Genomic DNA, 23,513 nt, shown 5'->3' with positions numbered 1-23,513 from the left:
CGGAGGACCGTCATGCTGCCGCTGATCGAACGCACCCTTCTCATGCTGCGCCGGCTTGTTTCGGCCGCGGTGATCCTCTTGTTCTCGGTGATGATGGCAGCCGTCCTGATCCAGATCGCCGGGCGCTACATCTTCAACTATTCCATCGCCCAGGCCTCGGAGATCGCGACCTTCTGCCAGATCTGGCTGGTGCTGCTGGGGGCGGGCGTCGCCATGGCCCGGGGCCAGCATGTCGCGATCGACATGGTGCCCGCGCGGTTCTCGCTGCCCTGGGCGCGGGCCGCGCTGATCTTCATCGCGCTCGTCTCTGCCGCCTTCCTTGCGGTTCTCGCCTGGGGCAGCCAGCCGCTCCTGCGGATGGGCGCGTTCCAGACCTCGCCGTCGCTGCAGATGCCGATGGCCTGGATGTATCTCTGCCTGCCGGTGGGCGCGGGCTATATCGCGCTGGAGCTGCTGCTCTCGGTGATCCTGCGCTGGAACGACCCGTTCCCGCCGCCCAGCCTCGACCATGAAGAGGAGGCGATCTGATGCTGGTGATTGCCGTTGCCTTCGTCTTCCTGCTGCTCGCGGGCGTGCCGGTCGTCTTCGTTCTGGGCGCCTCGGCGGTGCTGGCGCTGGTCACCACGACCGACGTCCCTGTCGCCATCGTCAGCCAGAGGGTCTTTGCCGGGCTGAACACCTTCACGCTGATGTCGATCCCGTTCTTCGTCTTCGCGGGCGTGATCATGGATGCGGGCGGCATCTCGCGCCGGATCGTCGAATTCGCCTCGGCCGTCATCGGCTGGGTGGTGGGCAGCCTGTTGCAGGTCTCCTGCCTTGCCGCCGCCGGGCTGGCCGCGATCTCGGGCTCGGGCTCGGCCGACACGGCGGCGATCTCGGCGATCATGCAGCCGCAGCTGCGACGCCGCGGCTATGATGTCGATTTCGGCGCCGCGATCATCGCCTCGGCCGGGTCCATCGCCCAGGTGATCCCGCCCAGCCTGACCATGGTGATCCTCGCGGTCGTGTCGAACGTGTCGATCGGCGCGCTGTTCCTGTCGGGCGTGGTGCCGGGGCTGATGTGCATCGCGATCCTGATGGTCATCGCCTATTTCCATGCCCGGAAGGGCGGCCCCGCCTATCGCGAGACCGAGCCCTTCACCTTCGCCCGGCTGGCCCGCACCAGCTGGGCCGCGCTGCCCGCCGCCGGCATGCCGGTGCTGATCCTCGGCGGCATTCTCGGGGGCGTCTTCACGCCGACCGAGGCCGCCGCCGTCTCGGGCTTTTACGGGCTTCTGGTCGGCGCCTTCCTCTACCGCGATCTCGACCTCAGGCGCCTGCCCGACCTGATCCTGCGCACCGTCTCGCTGTCTTCGGCGGTAATGCTGATCATCGGCACCGCCAGCGTCTTTTCCTGGCTCATCGCCAATGCCAACGTGCCCCAGCTTCTCGGCAACTGGATCGCCAGCGTGTCCTCCTCGACGCTGATGTTCCTCCTGATCGCGAACCTGCTGTTCCTCTTCGTCGGCATGTTCCTCGAGACCATCGCCGCGATCCTGATCATCGTGCCGGTGCTGTCGCCCATCGCCGCCCAGATGGGGGTGGACCCGATCCACTTCTCGCTGCTGATCATCCTCAACTGCGCCATCGGCACGGTGACGCCACCCTATGGCGTGTCGCTCTTCGTGGCCTCCAGCGTCGCCGGACGACCGGTGCTGTCGGTGGCGAAGAAACTCGCGCTGCCGCTGGCCGGGCTGTTCGCCGTGCTGGTCGCGGTGACGCTGATCCCCGATCTTCCGCTTTTCCTGCCGCGCCTTGCCGGCCTCATCGACTGAAGGAGACTGCCATGACAAAACTCAAGGTCACCATCGCCGGGATCGAATTCGACGCCCGTTTCGAGGATGCCGCGCCAAAGACCGTCGCCGCCTTCCGCGCCAGGATGCCCTTCAAGGGCCAGGTCGTCCATGTCCGCTGGTCGGGCGAGGGTGTCTGGATCCCGCTGGGCGAGACCGATTTCGGCCTCGGCTACGAGAACCACACCAGCTACCCGGCGCCGGGCCAGATCATCCTCTATCCGGGCGGGATCAGCGAGACCGAGATCCTGCTGGCCTATGGCGGCGTGCATTTCGCCTCGAAGCTCGGCCAGCTTGCGGGCAATCATTTCATCACCCTGACCTCGAATACCGACAAACTGGCCGAGCTCGGGCCCAAGGTGCTGTATGAAGGCGCCCAGGAGATCCTGTTCGAAGAGGTCGACGCGTGACAGCCTCCCGGCCCATCGCCTTCGGCGCCCGTCTGCGCCAGCTCGCGCAGGCGCGCGGCGCGGCCGAGGCCGTCCGTTTTCTGGCCGCCGACGGGCAGGAAGAGGCGATCGGCTGGGATGCGCTTGACGCTTCGGTCGACCGCATCGCCCATGTGCTGGCGGCACGCGGGGTCGCTCAGGGCGATGTGGTCGGCATCGGGCTGGCCAACACGCCCACCCATCTGGCGAGTTCGCTGGCGGTCTGGCGGCTGGGCGCGACGACGCTGGTCGCCGACCCGCATCTGGCGCCCGAGCTTGCCGCCGCGCTGAAGGCCCGGATCGGCGCCTGGCTCTGGATTGCCGAGACCCCGGGCCGGGGCGATCTGGACCGCGCCGCGCTGGAACGGCTGGCCGCCTTCGCCCCCGCGACCCCGGTCGCGGACGCGGTGTCCTGCCCGGGCAAGATCGTGCTCTCGGGCGGCTCGACCGGGCTGCCCAAGATGATGGCCGACGACCGGCCCCATACCCGCATCCCCGGCGCCAGCTGGGGCCGGATCGCGCCCGCGCTGGGGTTCCGCGCCGATCAGGTGCAGCTGGTCGCGGGGGCGCTTGCCCATAACGCGCCGCAGACCTGGGCACAGAACGGACTTTTCGAGGGCAACCGGCTGATCCTGATGGAGAAGTTCGACGCCGACCGGGCACTTCTGGCCATCGACCGCTTCCGGGTCGGCTTTGCCATGGTGGTGCCGACGATGATGGTGCGGATGCTCGACCGGCTCGAGGCCACCGGCGCGGCCCTCGACAGCCTGCATGCCTTCTATCACACCGGTGCGCCCTGCCCGGCCTGGCTCAAGGCCGCCTGGATCGAGCGGCTGGGACCCGAGCGCGTCTTCGAGATGTACGGCTCGGGCGAGAATACCGGGCAGACCGTCATCACGGGCACCGAATGGCTGGCGCGCAAGGGCTCGGTCGGGCGCGGCTTCGAGACCGAGATCCGGATCTATGACCCCGAGGGCGCGCGGCTGGGCCCGCGCGCGCGCGGCGAGATCTTCATGCGGCCCGAGGATCTGTCCGGCCGCAGCCGCTATCTGGGCCCAGACGCGCCCGAGCCCCGCCGCGACGAGGACGGGTTCCAGAGCATCGGCGACATGGGCTGGCTCGACGACGAGGGCTATCTTTATCTCGCGGGCCGCTCGGATGACGTGATCAATACCGGCGGGGTCAAGGTCCATCCCGAGGTGGTCGAGGCCGAATTGCTGCGCCATCCGCAGGTCGCCGATGCGGTGGTGCTGGGGATCTCGGATCGCGACTGGGGTCAGCGCGTGCTGGCCTGCATCGTGCCGGCAGAAGGCGTCAGCCCCGACCCGGCCGAACTGCATGATTTCTGCGCCGCCCATCTCGCCCCGGCCGAGGTGCCCAAGCGCTTCGAGCTGCGCCGCACCCTGCCCCGCGACGGTTTCGGCAAGATCCGCCGCAAGGCGCTCCGCGCCGAGTTCGAACCCGACAGGACCGAAGACGGCCCCGGCAGCGCCGCATCCTGCGCCTGACCCCGCTAAGCACATGGCCCCGCGCGTCTTCCCCGTATCCCGGCAGCCGGTGGCGTTGCCGGGCCGCCGGAAGAGGTGCTATCCCGCGCGGATACGCTTTCGGCGGCCGGGGACTCGGGCCTTCGGACCAGCGCCGGGCCATGACCGGGGCGCCCGCGAATTGCGGCTGCGTTCCTCGCGACATTTCCGCGGGGTCGTCACCCCGATCTCCGAAACCGGGCGAAGACAACGCCTTATCCCGGACCGGAGGCGGCCGATTTCAGCCCCCCGGAGAAGTTCTTGGCAGACGAGCGAAGCCGCAGGATCAGGAGGATCCCAACCGACGACCGACCGAGAGCCTCCTGCCGGCCGCGCCGATTTCAAGATCTTCCGCAGCATGGCCACCCGCAGGAAAGACAAGGACATTTACCGCCACATGAGCAATTTGGTGCATCCTGCGCGGCTCGCCACCGCGGTCTGCGGATGGCGGTCAGAAGCAGGGGGCTCGACATCCGGAGCGGCGCAAAAATCGGGCGCGTGGCAGAGACCGACGGCCACCATCATTCCGAGATAGCCTTTCCAGACCGGCTCAGGGCCGCGATCAGGGTCGCCCATCTGGGCCGAGGCCCGATGCGCTGCGAGATCGGGCTTTTCCGCGATGACGAGGGCGTCTTCGTTCATATCGATGCCGCGCCCCAGCGCCCTGCCCGCTGGCGCCAGCCATGCGCCGCGCGCTCGCAGCGCTGGCACATGGCACGGGACACGCCGACCGACACGCGCAACCGGCCCCCCGGGCATAGGCGCCTGAGCACGCAATTCCGGATCTGACGCAATCGCCACTGCATCTCGTCGCCACGGCATTTCGCGACTGCCGGATGTCGAAGGGAACACCCCAGGCGACAACGCGTCCAGCGGCACGCCATCGAAGGCGCCGCCGGTTTGAACCCAGTCGTGAAGGCCGAAATGCAGACCCTGAAGGCACGCGCCCACCATGGGCCTCGGACAGTTGCCAGCGCCATGGCGAAGCTCTTCGCGATCTTCGACCACACCGGCCGATTTGCCACCGACCGTCTCGTCAGGAAGGCCATCGGCGCACCACATGGAAGATCCCGAAGCATCTGCTCGGGCGCGCGCCTTCGCAGCCCCATGTTTCGGACCGCGATTGGCCCGAGCGACGATCCTGTCCCGCTCTGCTCAACGACCAGCGCTACGTGTGCGCGATCTCGGGGGCTCCGGCCTCTGTCGACCGGGTGATCGCAGATCGGGGCGATAATGCCAACGGGTTTCGGGCCGCGTCGAAAGGCAAGAGAAGACGCCCAGCAACCCCGGCAGGCCCCCCCGTGACCAAAACGCCCGCGAGGACAGATGCCCGAAGCGCTTTTTGTCAGCCATCGCTTCCGCGGCAGCCGCCCTCTTCCGGCCATGACCTCCGATATGGCCAGAGCCCGGTTCGGGCCGGCCCCCGCTGTCGACCCCGAACAGGTTCGCGGAGAGCGCCGGGCGACGACATCACCGGCAGCCCCGGTCGCCCCAATGGTCAGAGAGGCGGGACGCCCTGGCAAGATGGCCGCTGATCGGGATCTGGGGCCGGAGCCGCAAGTCAGTGGCACTGAGTATCCGGGCCAGCTCGCGGCGCCGCTTGCCCATCATCACAGCTTGCCCATCATGTCGGGCATCACGCCGTCCGCCATCGCGCGGCGGCGCATCGCAGGGGAGGCGCCGGGACGGGGTCGCCGGAGCGGAACGCCCCCCCACCAAGCCCTCGCGATGAACGGATGACGGCGGCGCGCGCAGGAGAGACTGTGCCAATAGGCCCCGGCAAAGCGCAGATGATCCTCCATCCGCTTGCCCAGCACCAGCGCGTCGGGATCGTAATGGCGGAAAGCCAGCGGATTGGGGCTGTCGGGGCCTTCATGGGCGATCTTGTCGATACCGTGGAAGAAGTCGGTCATCTGCGGGTCCTCCTGTCCGGGGCCGGGCGCAGCCCTGACGCGCAGGCGGGCGGGCCTGCGCGCTCCGGATCTTTGGCAACCCCGATCAGGCGACGGAACAATCTAGATGCGGCGGGCATTCGGGGGCCGGCACGGCCGCTGGCCCCCCGCCCTGTCAGTCCGCCTCTGCCGTTTCGGCACAAGCGGCGCTGGCCGCCACCCGCGCGCCCTCGCTCAGAAGCCGGGAATAGGCCTCGGCAAGCTGGCGCTTGAGGGTCAGGGACAGCGCCTGCGGGAAGACCTCGCGGACCGAGAGCAGCGCCTCGACCTTGCCTTCGGGCGTGTCGGCGCCGTCGCTCAGCACGCGCAGCCGCTCGGCCAGCGGGTCGCGCACATCGATGGGCTGGCCCGCCTCGTCGATGCCGCCGACATAGCGCATCCAGGCCGCGACGGTCAGGATCAGCCCGGGGCTCGCGCGGCCCTCGACGAGATTGTCAGACAGGGTGGCAAGGATGCGCTGGGGCAGCTTCTGGCTGCCATCCATGGCGATCTGCCAGGTGCGGTGACGGATCGCGGGGTTGGCGAAGCGCGCGGCCAGCGCCTCGGCATAGGCCGACAGCGAGACGCCGGGCGGCGGGGTCAGCGACGGAGTGATCTCCTTGGCCCAGAGATGGCGCACGAAGCCTCCCAGCGCCGGATCGGCCACGCTGTCCGAGATGGTCTCGTACCCGGCCAGATAGCCCAGATAGGCCAGCGCCGAATGCGCGCCGTTCAGCATCCTCAGCTTCATGTGTTCGTAGGGGGTGACATCGGCCACCAGCTCGGCGCCGACCGCGCCCCAGTCGGGCCGCGCATCATCGACGAAATCATCCTCGATCGCCCATTGCCGGAACGGCTCGTGCATCACCGGGGCGGCGTCGTGGTATCCGGTCAGGGCTTCGACCCGGGCGATGTCCTCGGCGCTGGTGGCGGGCACGATCCGGTCGACCATGGTGGCGGGGAAGCGGCCCTCGTTGCCGATCCAGTCGGCAAGCGCGGGATCGATCCGCGCGGCGAGCGCCAGCACCACGCCCCGCACCAGGCGGCCGTTCTCGGGGAGGTTGTCGCAGGTCAGAACGGTGAAGGGCCGGAGGCCCCGGTCGCGGCGAAGCTGCAGCGCCCGCACCAGATAGCCCGGCGCCGAGAGCGGATGGGCCGCGCCCAGATCGTGCACGATGTCGGGATGGTCGAGGTTCAGCGCCCCGGTCGCCGGGTCGTGGCAATAGCCCTTCTCGGTGATGGTGAGCGTGACGATGCGGATCGCCGGATCGGCCATCGCCTCGAGCACCGCCTGCGGATCCTCGGGCGCGACCAGCACCTCGCGGATGATCTCGACCTGGCGGGCGATGGCCCCCTCGGCGCCCAGTTCGAGCGCGGTATAGGCGCAGCCCTGCGGTGCCAGCGCGTCGCGCGTGCCGGGCGATTTCAGCGAGACGCCGATGATGCCCCAGGCGCCGCCCGAGCGGGCCATGGCCTCTTCGGTATAGATCGCGCCATGCGCGCGGAAGAAGGCACCGAGGCCAAGATGGACGATGCCGGGATCGGGAGCCTTCGCGGTACGGGTCATTCGGTCAGCGGACAAGCCTGCCTCCATCTGCATTCAGCTCCGCGCCACGACCGCCGCGATGCGGAGAAACAGGGAAAATCGACGGTTCGGGGGTGGTCTCGGGTTCGGCTGCGATCTCGGAAACGATCTTCCGGGCGCCGGGATCGCGCGCAAAGAACTTGCCGGGGTTGCACGGCGCCATGAAATACTCCCTGAAACCGTCCGGGTCCTCGCTCCGCCATCTGCGATGTCGGACACGACTGCGGTGGATGCGAGCCCCGTTGCAACTGACATTCTAGTATATCACCTTTCCCCCGCGCTCAATACCGGTGACGGCAGCGATGGTTCCGCCGCCGGCGCCCGCTTCGCCCGCGGCGCCTTCGCCGAGTGGCGGCTCCAAGGGCAGCGCCTGCCGGCCGGTGCGGGTCTCGGTCAGAGTAAGCTCATGAATTCACGAACGAAAGCATAGGTCTGCGCGAGTGGTATCAGGGGTGAAACCTGTCACCCGGTGCCCTTGTGGTGATCTCTGACAGACGCTGATTGAGGCGCCGGGACGGATGCTCCGGCGCCTTTTGCATATGAAGGGATGGGCACTTCGTGACATGGAGTTGTGGACCCAGCGCCGTGCAATGGGACAATGCCCATGAATGGGCTGCTGCCCAGCGAGGTCGGCGAATGATGCGAAGGCGCCGGAACACCGGGCGGCATAGGGGCGGTGACAGATCTGATGAAGGCCATGAGGCGCCCGCAAGCTGTCGCAGCGATTCAGGGAAGATATCAGCGTTGGAGAGGCTGTCTGGTGCCCGTCACGGCGGCTGACGTCTACGCCGACACAATTGCTCATGTGTATGGAGATGACGTTGACCTCGACCTGCCCGCTTAACCTTCTTTCCGGGCTGCCTGCGGAAGGAAACTGCGGACGGGCCCGGCATCCGGTGGATCGGAGCGACGGCAGCTCTGTCCGGCCCGGACGTCCGGATGATGCGACCCTGTTCACTGGAGCGCGCCCACGACCGGCGTGCTTTCACGATGGTCTTCGGGTCTGGCCCTGCAAGGATCCGGCGGATCCCTGTCCCACCCGGCTCTCTCGCGAATGCCCGGCTCGGAGCTGCGGTTGAAGCTTGTGATCGGCGCTCATGGCTGCGCCGGTCTGCCGTACAGAGCTGTTCCATGGGCCTTGCCCCCATTCCAGCGCCTGGTGCGCGGCTCGAACCGCGGAGACAAGCAGTTGGCGGCCGTCGGACCGGCGCCCCGAACCGTCCGTCGGCCCCGCCTCGAGAGGCGATTAGCGCGGCCCGCGGGCGGCCAGACAGGCCGGTCGCGACACATCCGGCCGAGAGATCTAAAGCCTGAAGGCCCCTTCGTCCCTCGAGAGGGGCACCGGGGCGTCCCGTGCCGGCTGAATGAAAGCGCCCCGAGGAGCCCCCCCCGGAGCGATCCGTCGCCTTTTCGAGGATCGGAGGACGGCCTTGCACCGGCTTTGACATCAACGCCTGAAGGCGCGCGGGCGAGGCCCATCCCCGCATGTGCCCCGGATCAGCCGGAAACGCCTCAGGCGGCCCCTTCCTGCGTTGGAATGCGCGGCGCGAGCTCGGCCACCACGCGTTCATAGAGCGCGCGCTTGAAGGGCACGATATGATCGACCAGCGCCTCGGCGTCGATCCAGGTCCAGGCCTCGAATTCGGGATGCTCGGTCGCGATGTTCACCTGATCGTCGGCCCCGAGGAAGCGCAGCAGATACCAGAGCTGCCTCTGGCCGCGATATCTTCCCTTCCAGACCTTGCCCAGAAGCTCGGGCGGCAGGTCGTACTCGATCCAGTCGGCGGTGCGGGCCAGGATCTCGACCTGATCGGCGGTCACCCCGGTCTCTTCCCAAAGCTCGCGCAACAGCGCCTCTTCGGGCTCTTCGCCCTTGTCGATCCCGCCCTGTGGCATCTGCCAGGCCGGTTCGGCCCAGTCCTTGCGCTGGCCGACGAAGACCCGGCCCGCGCCATTCACAAGCATGATCCCCACGCCGGGGCGATAGGGCAGTTTCTCGATCTCTTCGCGAGTCATCCGATACCTTCGGGGCCGGTGCGACCCGGCCCCCTCCCTTCCTGTCACTTGTGTTCGGGGTCGAGCGCCGCGAGGCCCTTGAGGATGTCGACCGCATAGGCCAGCTGGTAATCCTCTTCGCGCAGCTTCGCCGCAGCCTCGGCCTTGGCCAGCTCGTCCTCGGCCTGCTTGCGCTCGTCCTCGGTCATGCTGTCATTGTCGAGCGCCCCGCGCAGATCGGCCTCGGAGCGCATGTGCAGCGCCGACGAGGGCTGATCCTCGGTCTTCTCGGCGGCGGCCGGGTCACGCCGGGGCTGTTCCACCACGATGTCGGGGGCGACGCCCAGCGCCTGAATCGACCGGCCCGAGGGGGTGTAGTAGCGTGCCGTGGTCAGCCGCATCGCGCCCTCGCCCTTCATCGGGATCACGGTCTGGACCGAGCCCTTGCCGAAGCTGCGGGTGCCGACGACGATGGCGCGGCGATGGTCCTTCAGCGCACCCGCCACGATTTCCGAGGCAGAGGCCGAGCCGCCATTGATCAGGACCACCATCGGCAGCCCGCCGGTCAGATCGCCCTTGGTGGCATTGTAGCGGTCGCTGTCCTGCGGATCGCGCCCCCGGGTCGAGACGATCTCGCCCGCATCGAGGAAAGCATCCGACACCTTGATCGCCTGCGGCAGCAACCCACCGGGATTGTTGCGCAGATCGAGCACGACGCCGTCGACATTCTCGATCCCGCCAAGCTCGTCGACCGACTTGGTCCACTCTTTCTCGAGATTCGAATAGGTCTGGTCGTTGAAGGTGGTGACGCGCAGCACGACGGTGTCGCCCTCGACCCGCGACCGCACCGCGGTCAGCTTGATGGTGTCGCGGGTGATGGTGACATCGAAGGGCTCGTCGGCGCCCTTGCGGACCACGGTGATGACGATCTCGCTGCCGACCGGGCCGCGCATCTTCTCGACCGCGTCGTCCAGCGTCAGCCCGAGCACGCTCTCGCCGTTCACATGGGTGATGAAATCGCCCGACTCGATGCCCGCCTCCTCGGCCGGGGTGCCGTCGATCGGAGAGACGACCTTGACGAAACCGTCCTCTTGGGTGACCTCGATCCCGAGGCCGCCGAATTCGCCGCGGGTCTGCACCTGCATGTCGTCGAAATCCTTCGGCGGCAGATAGCTCGAATGCGGATCGAGCGAGGTCAGCATGCCGTTGATCGCGGCTTCGATCAGCTTGGTCGAGTCGACCTCCTCGACATATTGCGAGCGGATCCGCTCGAACACATCGCCGAAGAGATCGAGCTGTTCATAGACCGAGCCGTTCGACTTGGCCTCATCGGCCAGAAGCGGGCCGGCCACCTGCGTGGCGACGAGCGTTCCGGCAACCACGCCGCCCAGTGCGGCAACCACGAATTTCTTCATCGGCATCCTCAATCCTTACTGTCGCGCGAACCACGGCGCCGGGTCCACGGGGCTGCCGCCCTGTCTCAATTCCATATAAAGCGTTTCCGGCCGGTCATTGCCACCGCCTTCTGCCGCCGCGTCCAGAAACGCCGCCCTGTTGGGATCGGCGCCGCCCATGAGCCCGACCGGCGCGCCGCCGGGCAGGACCTGGCCCTCGCCACCATAGACCTGCGCCATTCCGGCAAGCACCAGCAGATATCCCTCGGCGGGTTCCAGAACCATCACATTTCCGTAGTCGAGCAGCGGTCCGCGATAGCGGATCGTGGCCGCGACGGGCGTCGTCACCAGCGCCAGCGGCCGGGTCGCCAGCACCAGTCCGGGGCGCGGCACACCCGCCGCGTCGGCCTCATCGAAGCCGCGCAGCAGGGTGCCCTCGACCGGCAGGGGCAGGCTCCCGCGCAAGGCCTCGAAGCCCGGGCGCGCGCTGCCTTCGGGCGCCATCCCCCCGACTTCGGCCAGCCCTTCGGCAAAGCCATCGAGCGTCTCGCTGCTCAGCGCGAGATGGGCCAGCCGCCCGGGATCGGCGGCAAAGCGCTGCGGCAGGTCGCGGCGGTCGGCGATGGCCTGGCTGAGCTCGGTGCGCGCGGTCTGCACCCCTGCAAGCCCCGCCGCCAGATCCTCGGCCGCGCTTTCCTGCAGGGCGCGGATCAGCGCGATCTCGTCCAGCTGGCGCCGCAACGCCTCGGCCTCGGCCTGCAGCGCCGGGGTCACCTCGCCCAGCATCATGCCCGCCCGCGCCGCGCCGAGCGGCCCGGTCGGATGCAAGAGGACCAGAGCCTCGGGATTGCGTTCGAGCCCGGCGAGCACGCCGACCAGCCGGGCGATCTCCTCGCGCCGGGCATCGAGCACGGCGGCGATGGTCTGCTCGCGCAGGGCCGCACGCCGCAGCCCCTCGCGCAGCGCGGCCAGCCCCTCCTCATAGGCACGGACGGTTTCGGTCAGGGCCGCGACCCGGTCCCGGGCGCCACCCGCAGCCCGCAGCCGTTCCGTCGCGTCGCGAAGGGCGCCGGCGGCCTCGCGGGCGGTCTCGGCCGGATCGGCGCTGGCGGCCAGAGCCGGGGCAAACCCGAACGGGCCGGAAAGCATGGCCAGCACGGCCCCGGCGATCAGAAGGGCACGCCCCGGACCGCCCGCCCGTCTCACCGCTCGATCAGGGTCTCGCCCGTCATCTCGGGCGGTTTCGGCAGATCCATGAGCTGAAGCACGGTCGGGGCCAGATCGGCGAGCCGGCCGTCGCGCAGCCGCGCCCCTTCCGGACCTCCGAACAGGATCACCGGCACCGGGTTCAGCGTATGGGCGGTATGCGGACCGCCGGTGGCCGGGTCGATCATCGTCTCGCAATTGCCGTGATCGGCGGTGACGATCATGGCGCCCCCGACCTCCTCAAGCGCGGCAAGTGCCCGGCCAAGCCCCTTGTCGACCACCTCGCAGGCCTTCATCGCCGCGGCGAGAATGCCGGTATGGCCGACCATGTCTGGATTGGCGAAATTGACCACGATCAGATCGTAGCGCGCCTCGATCGCCTCGACCAGGTTGTCGGCGACCGCTTCGGCCGACATTTCGGGCGCCAGGTCGTAGGTCGCGACCTTGGGGCTCGAGGGCATGAAGCGGTCTTCGCCGGTCTCGGCCGCTTCCTTGCCGCCATTCAGGAAGAAGGTGACATGCGGGTATTTCTCGGTCTCGGCGAGGCGAAACTGCCTGAGCCCCTGCTTTGCCACCCATTCGCCGAGCGTGTTGACGATCTTGCGCTTGGGAAAGACCGTGGACATCCAGGCGTTATGCTCGACCGAATATTCGACCATCCCCAGCGCCGCCGCGAAATCCGGCCGGGTGCCGGTGTCGAAATTGTCGAAATCGGGCTGGACGAAGGCGCGCAGGATCTCGCGGGCGCGGTCGGCGCGGAAATTGAGGCAGAACAGCCCGTCGCCATCCTTCATTCCCTCATGGCCGGCAACCACCGAGGGGTGGATGAACTCGTCGGTTTCGCCCCGGTCATAGGCCTTCTGCACCGCCTCTGCGGCACTGGCCACCTCTTCGCCGAGCCCGTTGGCCATGGCGTGATAGGCCAGCTTCACCCGCTCCCAGCGATTGTCGCGGTCCATGGCGTAATAACGCCCGATCACGGTGGCGATGCGGGCGCCCTCGGGCAGGCCCCCGGCAAGCTCGGGGATGAAACGGTCGGCCGATTGCGGCGGCACGTCACGGCCATCGGTCAGGGCGTGGATCGCGACCGGAACCCCGGCCTCGGCGATGCAGCGGGCGGCCGCGAGGATATGCGCGATATGGCCATGCACGCCACCATCGGAGACCAGACCTATCAGATGCGCGGTGCCGCCCGAGGCCTTCATCTTGTCGATGAACTCGGTGAGGGCGGGCCGGGCGAAGAAGCTGCCATCCTCAATCGACAGGTCGATCTGGCCCAGATCCATCGCCACCACCCTGCCGGCGCCGATATTGGTATGTCCGACCTCGGAATTGCCCATCTGCCCGGTAGGCAGGCCGACATCCGGACCGAAAGTCGTCAGGACGGCATGCGGGCAGATCTGCATCAGCCGGTCGAAATTCGGCGTCTCGGCCAGAAGCGGGGCATTGTCGTCATGGGTGGGGCCGATGCCCCAGCCGTCTAGGATGCAAAGAACGACGGGTTTCGGTGTGGTCATGGCAAGGGGCCCTTCTGCGGTTGCGCCCCTTCTAAAAGGCACGGGGCGAGAGAACAACAGCGGGCTTCGATGCCAGGGCGCCACAGGACCGGCGACCCCGGGCGGTTCATCTTCCGAAGGTGGCGCCTTTCGGCTGCGGTTTCAGGGGGATCCGGGCCGGGAAGACGCTCAGGCGCGATGATAGGGCAGGCCGGCGAGGATGGTGGCAGCGCGGTAGAGCTGTTCGCTCAGCATGGTCCGGGCCAGCATATGGGGCCAGACCATCGGGCCGAAGGACAGCACCGCATCCGCCCGGGCGACCAGCGCCGGATCGAGCCCGTCGGCGCCGCCGATCACGAAGGCCGCATCGCCGCGCCCGGCATCGCGCCAGCGCGCGAGCAGCGCCGCGAGATCGGGCGAGCCGAGGGTCTGGCCGCGCTCGTCGAGGGCGCAAACCGCCGCGCCCTGTGGCACGGCGCGGCTCAGGAGCGCGGCCTCGGCAGCAGCGCCGCCGCCCTTGCGGTCCTCGACCTCGGCAAAGCTCAGCGGGCCGAGGCCAAGGCCCCGGCCGGTCCGGTCGAAGCGGGCGGTGTAATCCTCGATCAGGTCGCGCTCGGGGCCCTTGCGCAGACGCCCCACGGCGCAGACATGAACCCGCATCAGGCCCGGGCGGGGGCCATTGCCGCGGCGGGCATCCACATTTTCTCGAGCTGGTAGAACTCGCGGACCTCGGGGCGGAAGACATGCACGATCACGTCGCCGATATCGACCAGCACCCAGTCGCCCTGATCCTCGCCCTCGATCTTGCAGCTGCGGCCCAGCTCTTCCTTAAGCCGGTCCTTCAGTTTTTGCGCGATGGCAGAGACCTGGCGGGTCGAGCGGCCCGAACAGATGACCATGTAATCGGCCACGCTGGACTTGCCGCGCAGGTCGATCCGGACCACGTCTTCGGCCTTGTCGTCGTCGAGAGAAGCGAGAATGCGTTCGAGGAGCTCTTCGCTCGACACATCCGGAAGCAGCGCGCTCATGGCTGCGTTTGCTGCGGCCCCGTCAAAGGCCACCTCAAGATTGTGAGACAGGACATTGTCCTCCTACGTGGCGCGCCGTCGGTGCCCCGGCGCTGGGCATGAGTCCTATTTAGCATCGGGCGGTTAAAATCTCAATGCGCACGGCAGCCGGACGGCGTTATCGCGCCACGAGATAGGCGACCTCGTTGCGGCGGTTCCAGGGCATGGTGAAGGGATCGTCGTAGAACATCAGCCGTGCGGCGCCGCTCAGGCGCAGCCCCCGCGCCCTGGCCTCGGCCACCAGCTCGCGCCCGGCGGCATTCAGCTTCCCGGCCGTGGCGCGGCCGGAAAAACGCGTCACCAGAAGGGTTTCGGGCGGCAGCCGACGCAGCCTGACCCAGGTTTTCGCGGGTTCGGGCAGGGTTTCGGGAACAGAGCCTTCGGGCATGGTGAAGCGGATCGCCCAGCCCAGATCGGTACGGGTCTGGCCAACCGGAACGGTCATGGCGATCTTCTCGCCTGCGGCATTCTCGCCGAAGATATAATGCGCCAATTCGCTGAAGCCGCGATTGATGGCGGCAAATCGCGTGCCGTCGACGACCACTTCGGCAATGGTGCGCGCAGGGTAATGGCGCAGCTCGAGCGCGCCGGAAAGGCGCTCGGCGGTATAGGGAACTTCCGGGTAGCCGCGATAGGTCTCGGCGCGGGCAAGGCCCCCGGATAACGCAGTGGCCAGGACAAGCCCGGCCAGAAGGACGGAAAGGCGCATCGGTCAGGACTCCTTCGATGATTTCGACGACAGAGACTGGTCGGAAACGGTGTCGGGCAAAGGCTCTGCGGCAAGTCGGCTGCCGGGCAGGACCGTCACCTCGCGCTGCGGGAAGGGAATGGTGACGCCATTGGCCTTGAACGCATCCCAGAGCGCGAGGAACACCGCGCCGCGCACATTGGTCAGGCCCTCGCTCGGATCGACGATCCAGAATCGCAGGATGAAATCGACCGAGCTGTCGCCGAAGCCCACCACATGGCAGACCGGCGGGCGCTCGGCCAGCACCCGGTCGACGCCGGCGGCGGCCTCGATGGCCAGCCTGCGCACCAGATGCGGGTCGTCGCCATAGGAGGTGCCGAAGAAGATGTCGAGCCGGACGAATTCGTTGGAATGGGACCAGTTGACCACCTGGCTGGTGATCAGATCCTCGTTCGGAATGAGGTATTCCTTGCCCTCGCGGGTGACGACCGAGACATAGCGCGCACCAAGCGCGTTGATCCAGCCGAAGGTGTCGCCAAGCGAGATCACGTCGCCGGGCTTGATCGACTTGTCGAGCAGGATGATGACGCCCGAGACAAGGTTCGAGACCACTTTCTGCAAGCCGAAGCCGAGCCCGACGCCGATGGCGCCCGACAGCACGGCGAGGCCGGTCAGGTCGAACCCGGCCAGCTTGAGCCCGAGGAAGACCGCGGCGCCGTAAAGGCTCATCTGCAGGATCTTGACGATCAGAACCCGCATCGAGGGCGAGATGTCGTCATCGCGCCGGATGCGTGCGGCCGAGGTGGTGGCGATCAGGCGGGCGCCGGTGAAGAGCACGCCGGTCACCACAGCGGCCCTGATCAGGGTCAGCGCCGAAATGTGCAGATCGCCCATGCCGAGCCGGAGCGAATCGAGCAGCGCCGCCGCCTCGTCGTCCAGGCCGATGACGTAAAGCGTGACATAGACCCAGAGCCCCCAGGTCACGAGCCGCCGCAGGAAGGGGTTGCGCACCAGCCGCGCGGCCAGACCGACGAAAAGCCAGGCCGTGGCCAGCGTCGCACTGATGGCCACCAGATAGCTGCGCGAGGGCCATGTCAGCTCGCGCATGGCCCAGACCGTGATCCAGGCCAGACATACCAGAAGGATGATCCGCAGCCGACGCAGCAGGATCAGCGCGGTACGGAAACGCCAGATCGGCCAGCCCTCGCGCGCCCGGAGCCAGCCATATAGCCGCCCGTAAAACGCCCAGGTCCCCAGCTGCGCCACTACGAAAAGCCCCAGCAGGATGCCGATCTGATACATCCGCCAGCCCGGGCGGGTTAGGCTCTGTCCGAAGCCCCGGGCCTGCTCGGCCAGCATCTGCAATTCCTGCAGGATCGGGGAGGGATCGCTCTCCATCGGGCCTCCTTTTGTCCTAGCTTAGGTCAGGAGGACAGAAAGCCAAAGGCTTCCCGCAACGGCTCTCAGGCGTGGAGTTCGAGGCGGCACAGGGATCGCAGGCGACCGGGCCCCGTCGGGATAGTGCCCTTGTCGCCCTTCGGCATCACGACATGCCCGCACGGCGTCGCAAAGGCGGAAGCCTTGCCCCCGGATGGAAACGCCGGGCCTCGGCGGCGCTGGTGGGCGTCGGGCGGGGGCAACAGAGATATGGGGCGCACCAGGCGTGAACGACTGCATTCCGTCATCGCCGCAAGATATGCGGCAGAGGATGCATCGACATCGTCAGGATGCTCCTCCGCCCCGACAAGCGCATGCCCTTGATCGACGCGGGGCAAAGGAGTATCCCGCTCTCATGAAACGCGTCTTCGACATGGACGACCGCGCGCGCCTGCCCTGGCGATTCTTCGGCGCGACCCGATCGGTGCTCGCCCGCCTTTGAGGCGGCGTCAGCACCCGTTTCTCCATTTGCCAAGTGACATAGCCGCGGAGAATTCCATGACCGGCAAGACCCTCTATGACAAGCTGTGGGATGCCCACCTGGTCGACCAGGCCGAGGACGGCACCTGCCTTCTGTATATCGACCGCCATCTCGTGCATGAGGTGACGAGCCCGCAGGCCTTCGAAGGGCTGCGGATGACGGGCCGCACCGTGCGCGCGCCCGAAAAGACCATCGCCGTGCCCGATCACAACGTGCCCACCACCGAAGGGCGCGAGACGAAGATCGACAACGAGGAAAGCCGCATCCAGGTCGAGGCGCTCGACAAGAACGCGCGCGATTTCGGCGTGGTCTATTACCCGGTCTCGGATATCCGGCAGGGGATCGTCCACATCGTCGGCCCCGAACAGGGCTGGACCCTGCCCGGCATGACCGTTGTCTGCGGCGACAGCCATACCGCGACCCATGGCGCCTTCGGGGCGCTCGCGCACGGGATCGGCACCTCCGAGGTGGAACATGTTCTGGCCACCCAGACGCTGATCCAGAAGAAGTCGAAGAACATGAAGGTCGAGATCACCGGCACGCTGCCGCCGGGCGTCACGGCCAAGGACATCACCCTTGCGGTGATCGGCAAGACCGGCACAGCGGGCGGCACCGGCTATGTCATCGAATATTGCGGCGAGGCGATCCGCGCGCTGTCGATGGAAGGCCGAATGACGGTCTGCAACATGGCGATCGAGGGCGGCGCGCGCGCGGGCCTGATCGCGCCTGACGAAACCACCTTCGAATACGTCAAGGGCCGCCCCCATGCGCCGAAGGGCGCGCAATGGGAAGCCGCGCTTGCCTGGTGGAAGACGCTGAAATCCGACGACGATGCCCATTGGGACAAGGTCATCACGATCCGCGCCGAAGACATCGCCCCAGTGGTGACCTGGGGCACCTCGCCCGAGGACGTGCTGCCGATCACCGGCGCCGTGCCCGCGCCCGAGGACTTCCAGGGCGGCAAGGTCGAGGCCGCGCGCCGCTCGCTCGACTATATGGGGCTGAAACCCGGCACGCCGCTGACCGAGATCAAGGTCGATGCCGTCTTCATCGGCTCCTGCACCAATGGCCGGATCGAGGATCTGCGCGCCGCGGCCGAGATCCTGAAGGGCAAGAAACTGGCGCCGGGCGTGCGCGGCATGGTCGTGCCGGGTTCGGGCCTGGTGCGGGCGCAGGCCGAGGAAGAGGGGCTCGACAAGGTCTTCACCGAGGCGGGCTTCGAATGGCGGCTTGCAGGCTGTTCGATGTGCCTTGGCATGAACCCCGACCAGTTGTCGCCGGGCGAACGCTGTGCCGCCACCTCGAACCGCAACTTCGAGGGCCGCATGGGCCGGGGCGGGCGCACCCATCTGATGAGCCCGGTCATGGCGGCCGCTGCGGCGGTCACGGGGCACCTGACCGACGTGCGCGAGCTGCTGGCCGAGACTGTCTGAACCAAAGGCGTCGAAGGCAATGAAGCGCCGGATTCCTCCCAGTTTCAAGGCGGCCCGGGCGGCCGCCGGGCGGGATCCGCGCGTGGGAACCCATCGGTCGCCCTGGCTGTTGATCTGGCGACACAATCTTACATCAAGGAGGTTCCCATGAAAAACTGGCTCATCTACACGCTCATCGGCCTCGCGCTCTTAATCGGCGGAGTGGTGGCGCTGGCCAACCCCTTCGCCGCCACCATCGCGGCAACGCAGATCGTCGGGCTCGTGTTCCTGATTGCCGGTCTGCTCCAGACGATCACGGTGATGCGAGGCGGGCCTGACAGTCACCGCTGGCTCAACGGCTTCGTCGGCATTCTGTTCCTGCTGGCGGGCCTGTCGATCCTGATCAACCCGCTGGTCGGAGCCGCCTGGATGACGCTTCTGCTTGGCCTGCTCTTCATGGCCATGGGCGTCATGCGGGCGATGCTGTCCTTCACCTTCCGCCATACCAACCTGTTCTGGCTGCTGCTTCTGACCGGGGCCGCCTCGGTCCTGATCGGGGTCCTGATCTTCTCGAACTTCTTTGCTGCCGCCACCACGCTTCTGGGGCTGCTGCTGGGGATCGAGCTGATCGTGGACGGGATCGGCCTGATCGCCTTCGGGATCGTCGCGCGGCGGCCGCGCCATGTTGAAACACCTGCCTGACCCTGCCGCCCGCATGCGGCGCGTCCGGCCCTAGGAGACCTGAAACGAATGGATAAATTCGAGAAACTCACCGGTATCGCCGCGCCGCTGCCGCTGGTCAATATCGACACCGACATGATCATCCCCAAGCAGTACCTCAAGACGATCAAGCGCGAGGGGCTGGGGGTGAACCTGTTCGACGAGATGCGCTATGATCAGGACGGCAACGAGACCCCCGATTTCGTGCTGAACAAGCCCGCCTATCGCGAGACGCAGATCCTGGTCGCGGGCGACAATTTCGGCTGCGGGTCCTCGCGCGAACACGCCCCCTGGGCGATCAAGGATTTCGGCATCCGCTGCGTGATCGCACCCAGCTTTGCCGACATCTTCTTCAACAACTGCTTCAAGAACGGCATCCTGCCGATCCCGCTGCCGCAGGAGCAGGTCGACATCCTGATGAAGGATGCCGAGAAGGGCGCCAATGCCCGCATGACCATCGACCTCGAGAACCAGACGATCACCACCTCGGACGGGGTCGAGATCGCCTTCGAGGTCGACCCGTTCCGCAAGCATTGCCTGCTGGAGGGGCTCGACGATATCGGCCTGACCCTGAATAAGGCGACCGCCATCGACGGATTCGAGTCGAAGATGGCCCAGGAACGGCCCTGGGTCTGACCCGGATGCGCAGGCCCGCCGCATTGCTGCCGGGCCTGCTTGCCGCTTTTTGCGCCTTTCCGGCCGCCGCCGATCTGCGCGTGGCAAGCTTCAATACAGATCTGTCGCGCAAGGGCCCCGGCCTCATGCTGCGCGACATCCTCTCGGACAAGGACCCGCAGGTGGCGGCCGTGCTCGACGTGATCGCCGCTGCACGCCCCGACATCCTTGCGCTGCAGGGCATCGATTACGATCTCGACGGTCTGGCGCTGACGGCGCTGGCCGAGCGGCTCCGCGCCCGCGATCTCGACTATCCCCATCGCTTGGCGCTGAGACCCAATACCGGCCTGCGCACCGGGCTCGATCTCGATGGCGACGGCCGCGTGGGCGGGTCGGGCGATGCCCAGGGCTTCGGCTATTTCGCCGGGCAGGACGGCATGGCGATCCTGTCGCGCTTTCCCATCCTGACCGATGAGGTCCGCGATTTCTCGGCGATGCTCTGGCGCGACCTGCCCGGCGCGACCCTGCCCGAGATGGACGGCACCCCCTTTCCCTCGGCCGGGGCGCAGGCGGTGCAGCGGCTCTCGACCACCGGGCATTGGGATGTGCCGGTAGATCTGGGCGGCACCGTCCTGCATCTGCTGACCTTCCATGCCAGCCCGCCCGTCTTCGACGGCCCCGAGGACCGGAACGGGCTGAGGAACCGCGACGAGCTTCGGCTCTGGACGCTCTATATCGATGGCGCGCTGGATGTGCCGCCGCCCGAAGGCCCCTTCGTGGTGCTGGGCGATGCCAATCTCGACCCCGAGGATGGCGACGGGCGCAGCGCCGCGATGCGTGCCTTCCTCGCCGATCCGCGCCTGACCGATCCCCGGCCCACGAGCCCGGGCGCCGCCGCAGCCCCGCAGACCGGTGCCAATGCCACCCAGCGGGGCGATCCGGCGCGCGACACCGCCGAATGGGACGATACCCCCGAGGGGGACGCCCCCGGAAATCTTCGCGTCGATTACGTTCTGCCCTCTTCCGGGATCGAAGTTACCGGCGCGGGCGTCTTCTGGCCCGCCGATGGCCCGCTGGCCGAGACCGTGCGCACCGCCTCGCGCCACCGTCTCGTCTGGGCCGATCTGGCCCTGCCTTGACGCCTCCGGACCGGCCCGCTACCCCACCCATAACCCTTCAAGACAAGGACATCCGCTCATGAGCAACACCCTTCTGATCCTGCCCGGCGACGGCATCGGCCCCGAGGTGATGGCCGAGGTCACCCGGATCATCGACTGGTTCGGGGACAAGCGCGGTCTCAGCTTCGACGTGACCGAGGATCTGGTGGGCGGCGCGGCCTATGACGCCCATGGCAAGCCGCTGTCGGACGCCACCATGGCCAAGGCGCAAGAGGTCGACGCGGTCCTGCTGGGCGCGGTCGGCGGCCCGCAATACGACAATCTCGATTTCAGCCTGAAGCCCGAGCGCGGCCTGCTGCGGCTCCGGAAGGAGATGGATCTCTTCGCCAACCTGCGCCCAGCGCAATGCTTCGATGCGCTGGCCGATTTCTCGTCGCTGAAACGCGACGTGGTCTCGGGCCTCGACATCATGATCGTGCGCGAGCTGACCTCGGGCATCTATTTTGGCGAGCCGCGCGGCATCATCGAGGAAGGCGGCCAGCGCGTCGGTCTGAACACCCAGCGCTATACCGAAGCCGAGATCGACCGCGTGGCGCGCTCGGCCTTCGAGCTGGCGCGGAAGCGCGGCAACAAGGTCTGCTCGATGGAGAAGGCCAATGTGATGGAATCGGGCATCCTCTGGCGCGAGGTCGTCCAGAAGGTCCATGACGAAAGCTATCCCGACGTGGAACTGAGCCACATGTATGCCGATGCCGGCGGCATGCAGCTCTGCCGCTGGCCGAAGCAGTTCGACGTGATCCTGACCGACAACCTCTTCGGCGACCTTTTGTCGGACGTGGCCGCGATGCTGACCGGCTCGCTCGGGATGCTGCCCTCGGCAAGCCTCGGCGCGCCGATGGAGAACGGCCGGCCCAAGGCGATGTACGAACCCGTTCACGGCTCGGCCCCCGACATCGCGGGCCAGGGCAAGGCCAACCCCATTGCCTGCATCCTGAGCTTTGCCATGGCGCTGCGCTATTCCTTCGATCAGGGCGCCGAGGCAACCCGTCTGGAAAAGGCGGTCGAGAAGGTGCTGGCCGATGGCGTCCGCACCGCCGACCTGATGCAGTCCGAGGGCGGCACCCCTGTCTCGACCTCTCAGATGGGCGACGCGATCCTCGCCGCGCTTGACGCGAGCCTCTGACCCGACACGGGGCGCGCGCCTGCTTGCGCGCGCCCTGCCCCGCCGCCCCGGGCGCCGCAAATGCGGGCGCAGGGCGGGCATCGCAGCTTCCTGCGCAACGTTTCCCCAGCCTCGCCCGCCCCGGGGCGGGAATCGCGCTAACGGTTCGCGATCTGTGTCCGCTGGAGTGATCTGCCGACGCGCCTCCGCATCCATGAAAATGCGACAGAGATCCTGGTCTTCTACGGCGCAATGCGGCTCGCTGGATCATGCCTCTCCTCATCGGTCAGGGTGAGGGGCTCCTCTTCGCAAGGGCCGGATGGCGCCACGCCCCGTCGCATCGATGCCGGACATCCTGCTGGCCGACCGGGGCTTCGCAACGCCTCCCTGACCGACACCGGCCCCTTCCCGCCTCGGCCCCGGCGCCCCCCTAAACGACCGGGGCACCCCGCCGCTGCCCGGGCCGGGGGCGGGCCGAACCTGACGGACAGTCATTCGCATCCCGAGCGCGGTAGTGACAGCCCCATGCGCTCGCCTTGGGCGCGCCTCGCCGGACTGCGCGGCACCCTTTTATTCCAGACAAACCCCGTGCACCCCGCCCGGCGATGGCGCGGTCGGGCTCCAGGGCAAAGGCCGCATGCGGGTCTTCACGGCCCTGGCCGCGTCAGATGCCACCGACCGCGCCTGGCTCGCTCCGGCCCCGGTGCTTCTGCCTCTCGAAGAGACCCCGGAATGAGCTCTTGCCAAAGTCTGCGGACCGCGTTAAGTCCCCCGTCACGCGGTCGGAGTGTAGCTCAGCCTGGTAGAGCACTGTCTTCGGGAGGCAGGGGCCGGAGGTTCGAATCCTCTCACTCCGACCAATAAAATCAGCGGTTTAGAGTTTCACGAAAATTCCCGCTGCAAAGAAACCCCCTCATTTCCAGCCATCCAGAGCCTTTGCTGTGGCTTCCTGGAAGCTCGGGTGGTGGTGCAGGTATACCGATTCGAGCGTTGCGACGGTGGTCCCGAAGAAGCCCGCAGCATCCGCGAGCGGGACGCCCTTGTGCATCGCCCATGTGACCGCGGTGTGCTTGAGAGTGTGGGGCGCGAAGCGCAGTGCCAGGATCGCCTCTTTCCTGGTGCCGGTATAGAGCGCCACGAGGATGAAGGGTGCGAGGTGCCGGGATTTCGGATGGTTCCTCGCCGCCCGCAGCAGCCGTGCTGCCTCGGCACACGTCAGCCAACGATCGCGCGGGGCCCTCCACGACAGCAGGCGTTGCAAAAGCCCCCGGGCGTCACCTCCAGGGCCAGAGCTCATCTTGACGGTCAGAGGATGACGGTCGCGGCAAGGCAGGCTGCAAATGGGACTGGACCGCCGCAACGGTCGCGCCGCGTTGCCGGGAAAGCCGATCCCTGAGGGCGGCGAAACGGGTGCCGATCC

General features: G+C 67.6%; 20 protein-coding genes, 1 tRNA gene and 1 pseudogene. 11 read left to right on the top strand and 11 right to left on the bottom strand.

All coding sequences use genetic code 11. From position 1 onward, the window contains the following. The first annotated feature begins 12 nt into the window (after positions 1 to 12). The 5 genes from ACK8CO_RS10460 to ACK8CO_RS10440 all read left to right on the top strand — a co-directional run bounded on the left by ACK8CO_RS10460 (position 13) and on the right by ACK8CO_RS10440 (position 4,575). A complete protein-coding gene (locus ACK8CO_RS10460; RefSeq protein ID WP_080617709.1) occupies positions 13 to 528 on the top strand; it encodes a TRAP transporter small permease in 516 nt (171 codons plus the stop codon). Then, positions 528 to 1,814: a TRAP transporter large permease gene (locus tag ACK8CO_RS10455; protein ID WP_414896580.1), complete on the top strand. Its 1,287-nt coding sequence runs from the start codon at positions 528 to 530 to the stop codon at positions 1,812 to 1,814. Before ACK8CO_RS10460 ends, ACK8CO_RS10455 begins: the two co-directional genes overlap by 1 nt. Positions 1,815 to 1,825: 11 nt before the next feature. Next, complete coding sequence (locus ACK8CO_RS10450) at positions 1,826 to 2,242, top strand: DUF3830 family protein (RefSeq protein WP_080617711.1); 417 nt, start codon at positions 1,826 to 1,828, stop codon at positions 2,240 to 2,242. Beyond that, a complete protein-coding gene (locus tag ACK8CO_RS10445) occupies positions 2,239 to 3,768 on the top strand; it encodes an AMP-binding protein (protein WP_414896579.1) in 1,530 nt (509 codons plus the stop codon). The genes ACK8CO_RS10450 and ACK8CO_RS10445 overlap by 4 nt, the downstream gene beginning before the upstream one ends. A gap of 516 nt (positions 3,769 to 4,284) precedes the next feature. Further along, entirely contained in the window at positions 4,285 to 4,575 is a 291-nt protein-coding gene (locus ACK8CO_RS10440; RefSeq protein WP_414896578.1) for a hypothetical protein, read from the top strand. 911 nt (positions 4,576 to 5,486) lie between these two features. On the opposite strand, the pseudogene ACK8CO_RS10435 reads toward ACK8CO_RS10440, so the two are convergent. The 10 genes and pseudogenes from ACK8CO_RS10435 to ACK8CO_RS10390 all read right to left on the bottom strand — a co-directional run. After that, a pseudogene (locus ACK8CO_RS10435) lies at positions 5,487 to 5,699 on the bottom strand (hypothetical protein); the annotation flags it as partial. A gap of 154 nt (positions 5,700 to 5,853) precedes the next feature. Next, positions 5,854 to 7,311, bottom strand: a complete 1,458-nt coding sequence (locus tag ACK8CO_RS10430; protein ID WP_414896577.1) for a mannitol dehydrogenase family protein — start codon at positions 7,309 to 7,311, stop codon at positions 5,854 to 5,856. Between the two features lie 1,503 nt (positions 7,312 to 8,814). Further along, positions 8,815 to 9,318, bottom strand: a complete 504-nt coding sequence (locus ACK8CO_RS10425) for an RNA pyrophosphohydrolase (protein ID WP_414896576.1) — start codon at positions 9,316 to 9,318, stop codon at positions 8,815 to 8,817. Between the two features lie 44 nt (positions 9,319 to 9,362). Then, positions 9,363 to 10,712 carry a S41 family peptidase gene (locus ACK8CO_RS10420; protein ID WP_080618096.1) on the bottom strand — a complete coding sequence of 450 codons (1,350 nt, stop codon included), beginning with the start codon at positions 10,710 to 10,712 and terminating at the stop codon, positions 9,363 to 9,365. 15 nt (positions 10,713 to 10,727) lie between these two features. Further along, positions 10,728 to 11,864: a murein hydrolase activator EnvC family protein gene (locus tag ACK8CO_RS10415; protein WP_414899015.1), complete on the bottom strand. Its 1,137-nt coding sequence runs from the start codon at positions 11,862 to 11,864 to the stop codon at positions 10,728 to 10,730. Between the two features lie 29 nt (positions 11,865 to 11,893). Continuing rightward, on the bottom strand, positions 11,894 to 13,414 hold the full coding sequence (gene gpmI / locus ACK8CO_RS10410) for a 2,3-bisphosphoglycerate-independent phosphoglycerate mutase (protein ID WP_414896575.1): 1,521 nt from the start codon (positions 13,412 to 13,414) through the stop codon (positions 11,894 to 11,896). 168 nt (positions 13,415 to 13,582) lie between these two features. After that, on the bottom strand, positions 13,583 to 14,053 hold the full coding sequence (gene rlmH, locus ACK8CO_RS10405; protein ID WP_080618097.1) for a 23S rRNA (pseudouridine(1915)-N(3))-methyltransferase RlmH: 471 nt from the start codon (positions 14,051 to 14,053) through the stop codon (positions 13,583 to 13,585). After that, a complete protein-coding gene (gene rsfS / locus ACK8CO_RS10400; RefSeq protein WP_080617717.1) occupies positions 14,053 to 14,421 on the bottom strand; it encodes a ribosome silencing factor in 369 nt (122 codons plus the stop codon). The genes rlmH and rsfS overlap by 1 nt, the downstream gene beginning before the upstream one ends. A 157-nt stretch (positions 14,422 to 14,578) precedes the next feature. After that, entirely contained in the window at positions 14,579 to 15,169 is a 591-nt protein-coding gene (locus ACK8CO_RS10395; RefSeq protein WP_414896574.1) for an SOUL family heme-binding protein, read from the bottom strand. A 3-nt stretch (positions 15,170 to 15,172) separates the two neighbouring features. After that, the gene (locus ACK8CO_RS10390) at positions 15,173 to 16,546 is read right to left on the bottom strand and encodes a mechanosensitive ion channel family protein (protein ID WP_414896573.1); all 1,374 of its coding nucleotides are present in this window, start codon (positions 16,544 to 16,546) and stop codon (positions 15,173 to 15,175) included. A 537-nt stretch (positions 16,547 to 17,083) separates the two neighbouring features. On the opposite strand from ACK8CO_RS10390, the gene leuC reads away from it, so the two are divergent. The 6 genes from leuC to ACK8CO_RS10360 all read left to right on the top strand — a co-directional run bounded on the left by leuC (position 17,084) and on the right by ACK8CO_RS10360 (position 22,953). Continuing rightward, positions 17,084 to 18,499: a 3-isopropylmalate dehydratase large subunit gene (leuC, locus tag ACK8CO_RS10385; RefSeq protein WP_414896572.1), complete on the top strand. Its 1,416-nt coding sequence runs from the start codon at positions 17,084 to 17,086 to the stop codon at positions 18,497 to 18,499. A gap of 147 nt (positions 18,500 to 18,646) precedes the next feature. Next, on the top strand, positions 18,647 to 19,180 hold the full coding sequence (locus ACK8CO_RS10380) for an HdeD family acid-resistance protein (protein ID WP_080617721.1): 534 nt from the start codon (positions 18,647 to 18,649) through the stop codon (positions 19,178 to 19,180). Positions 19,181 to 19,228: 48 nt separating this feature from the next. Further along, entirely contained in the window at positions 19,229 to 19,834 is a 606-nt protein-coding gene (leuD, locus tag ACK8CO_RS10375) for a 3-isopropylmalate dehydratase small subunit (protein ID WP_080617722.1), read from the top strand. Positions 19,835 to 19,839: 5 nt separating this feature from the next. After that, positions 19,840 to 20,952, top strand: a complete 1,113-nt coding sequence (locus ACK8CO_RS10370) for an endonuclease/exonuclease/phosphatase family protein (protein WP_414896571.1) — start codon at positions 19,840 to 19,842, stop codon at positions 20,950 to 20,952. Between the two features lie 58 nt (positions 20,953 to 21,010). Then, positions 21,011 to 22,114: a 3-isopropylmalate dehydrogenase gene (gene leuB / locus ACK8CO_RS10365; protein WP_414896570.1), complete on the top strand. Its 1,104-nt coding sequence runs from the start codon at positions 21,011 to 21,013 to the stop codon at positions 22,112 to 22,114. A gap of 762 nt (positions 22,115 to 22,876) precedes the next feature. Then, positions 22,877 to 22,953 (top strand) — tRNA-Pro (locus ACK8CO_RS10360). A gap of 53 nt (positions 22,954 to 23,006) precedes the next feature. On the opposite strand, the gene ACK8CO_RS10355 is transcribed toward ACK8CO_RS10360, so the two are convergent. Next, positions 23,007 to 23,354 carry a hypothetical protein gene (locus ACK8CO_RS10355; protein WP_414896569.1) on the bottom strand — a complete coding sequence of 116 codons (348 nt, stop codon included), beginning with the start codon at positions 23,352 to 23,354 and terminating at the stop codon, positions 23,007 to 23,009. Positions 23,355 to 23,513 lie beyond the last annotated feature (159 nt).

The sequence above is a fragment of the Rhodovulum sp. HP10 genome (genome assembly GCF_047553435.1).
Taxonomy (GTDB): Bacteria; Pseudomonadota; Alphaproteobacteria; order Rhodobacterales; family Rhodobacteraceae; genus Rhodovulum.
Note: the sequence above shows the minus strand (reverse complement) of the source record. Positions and strands in the feature narration are given on the sequence as shown.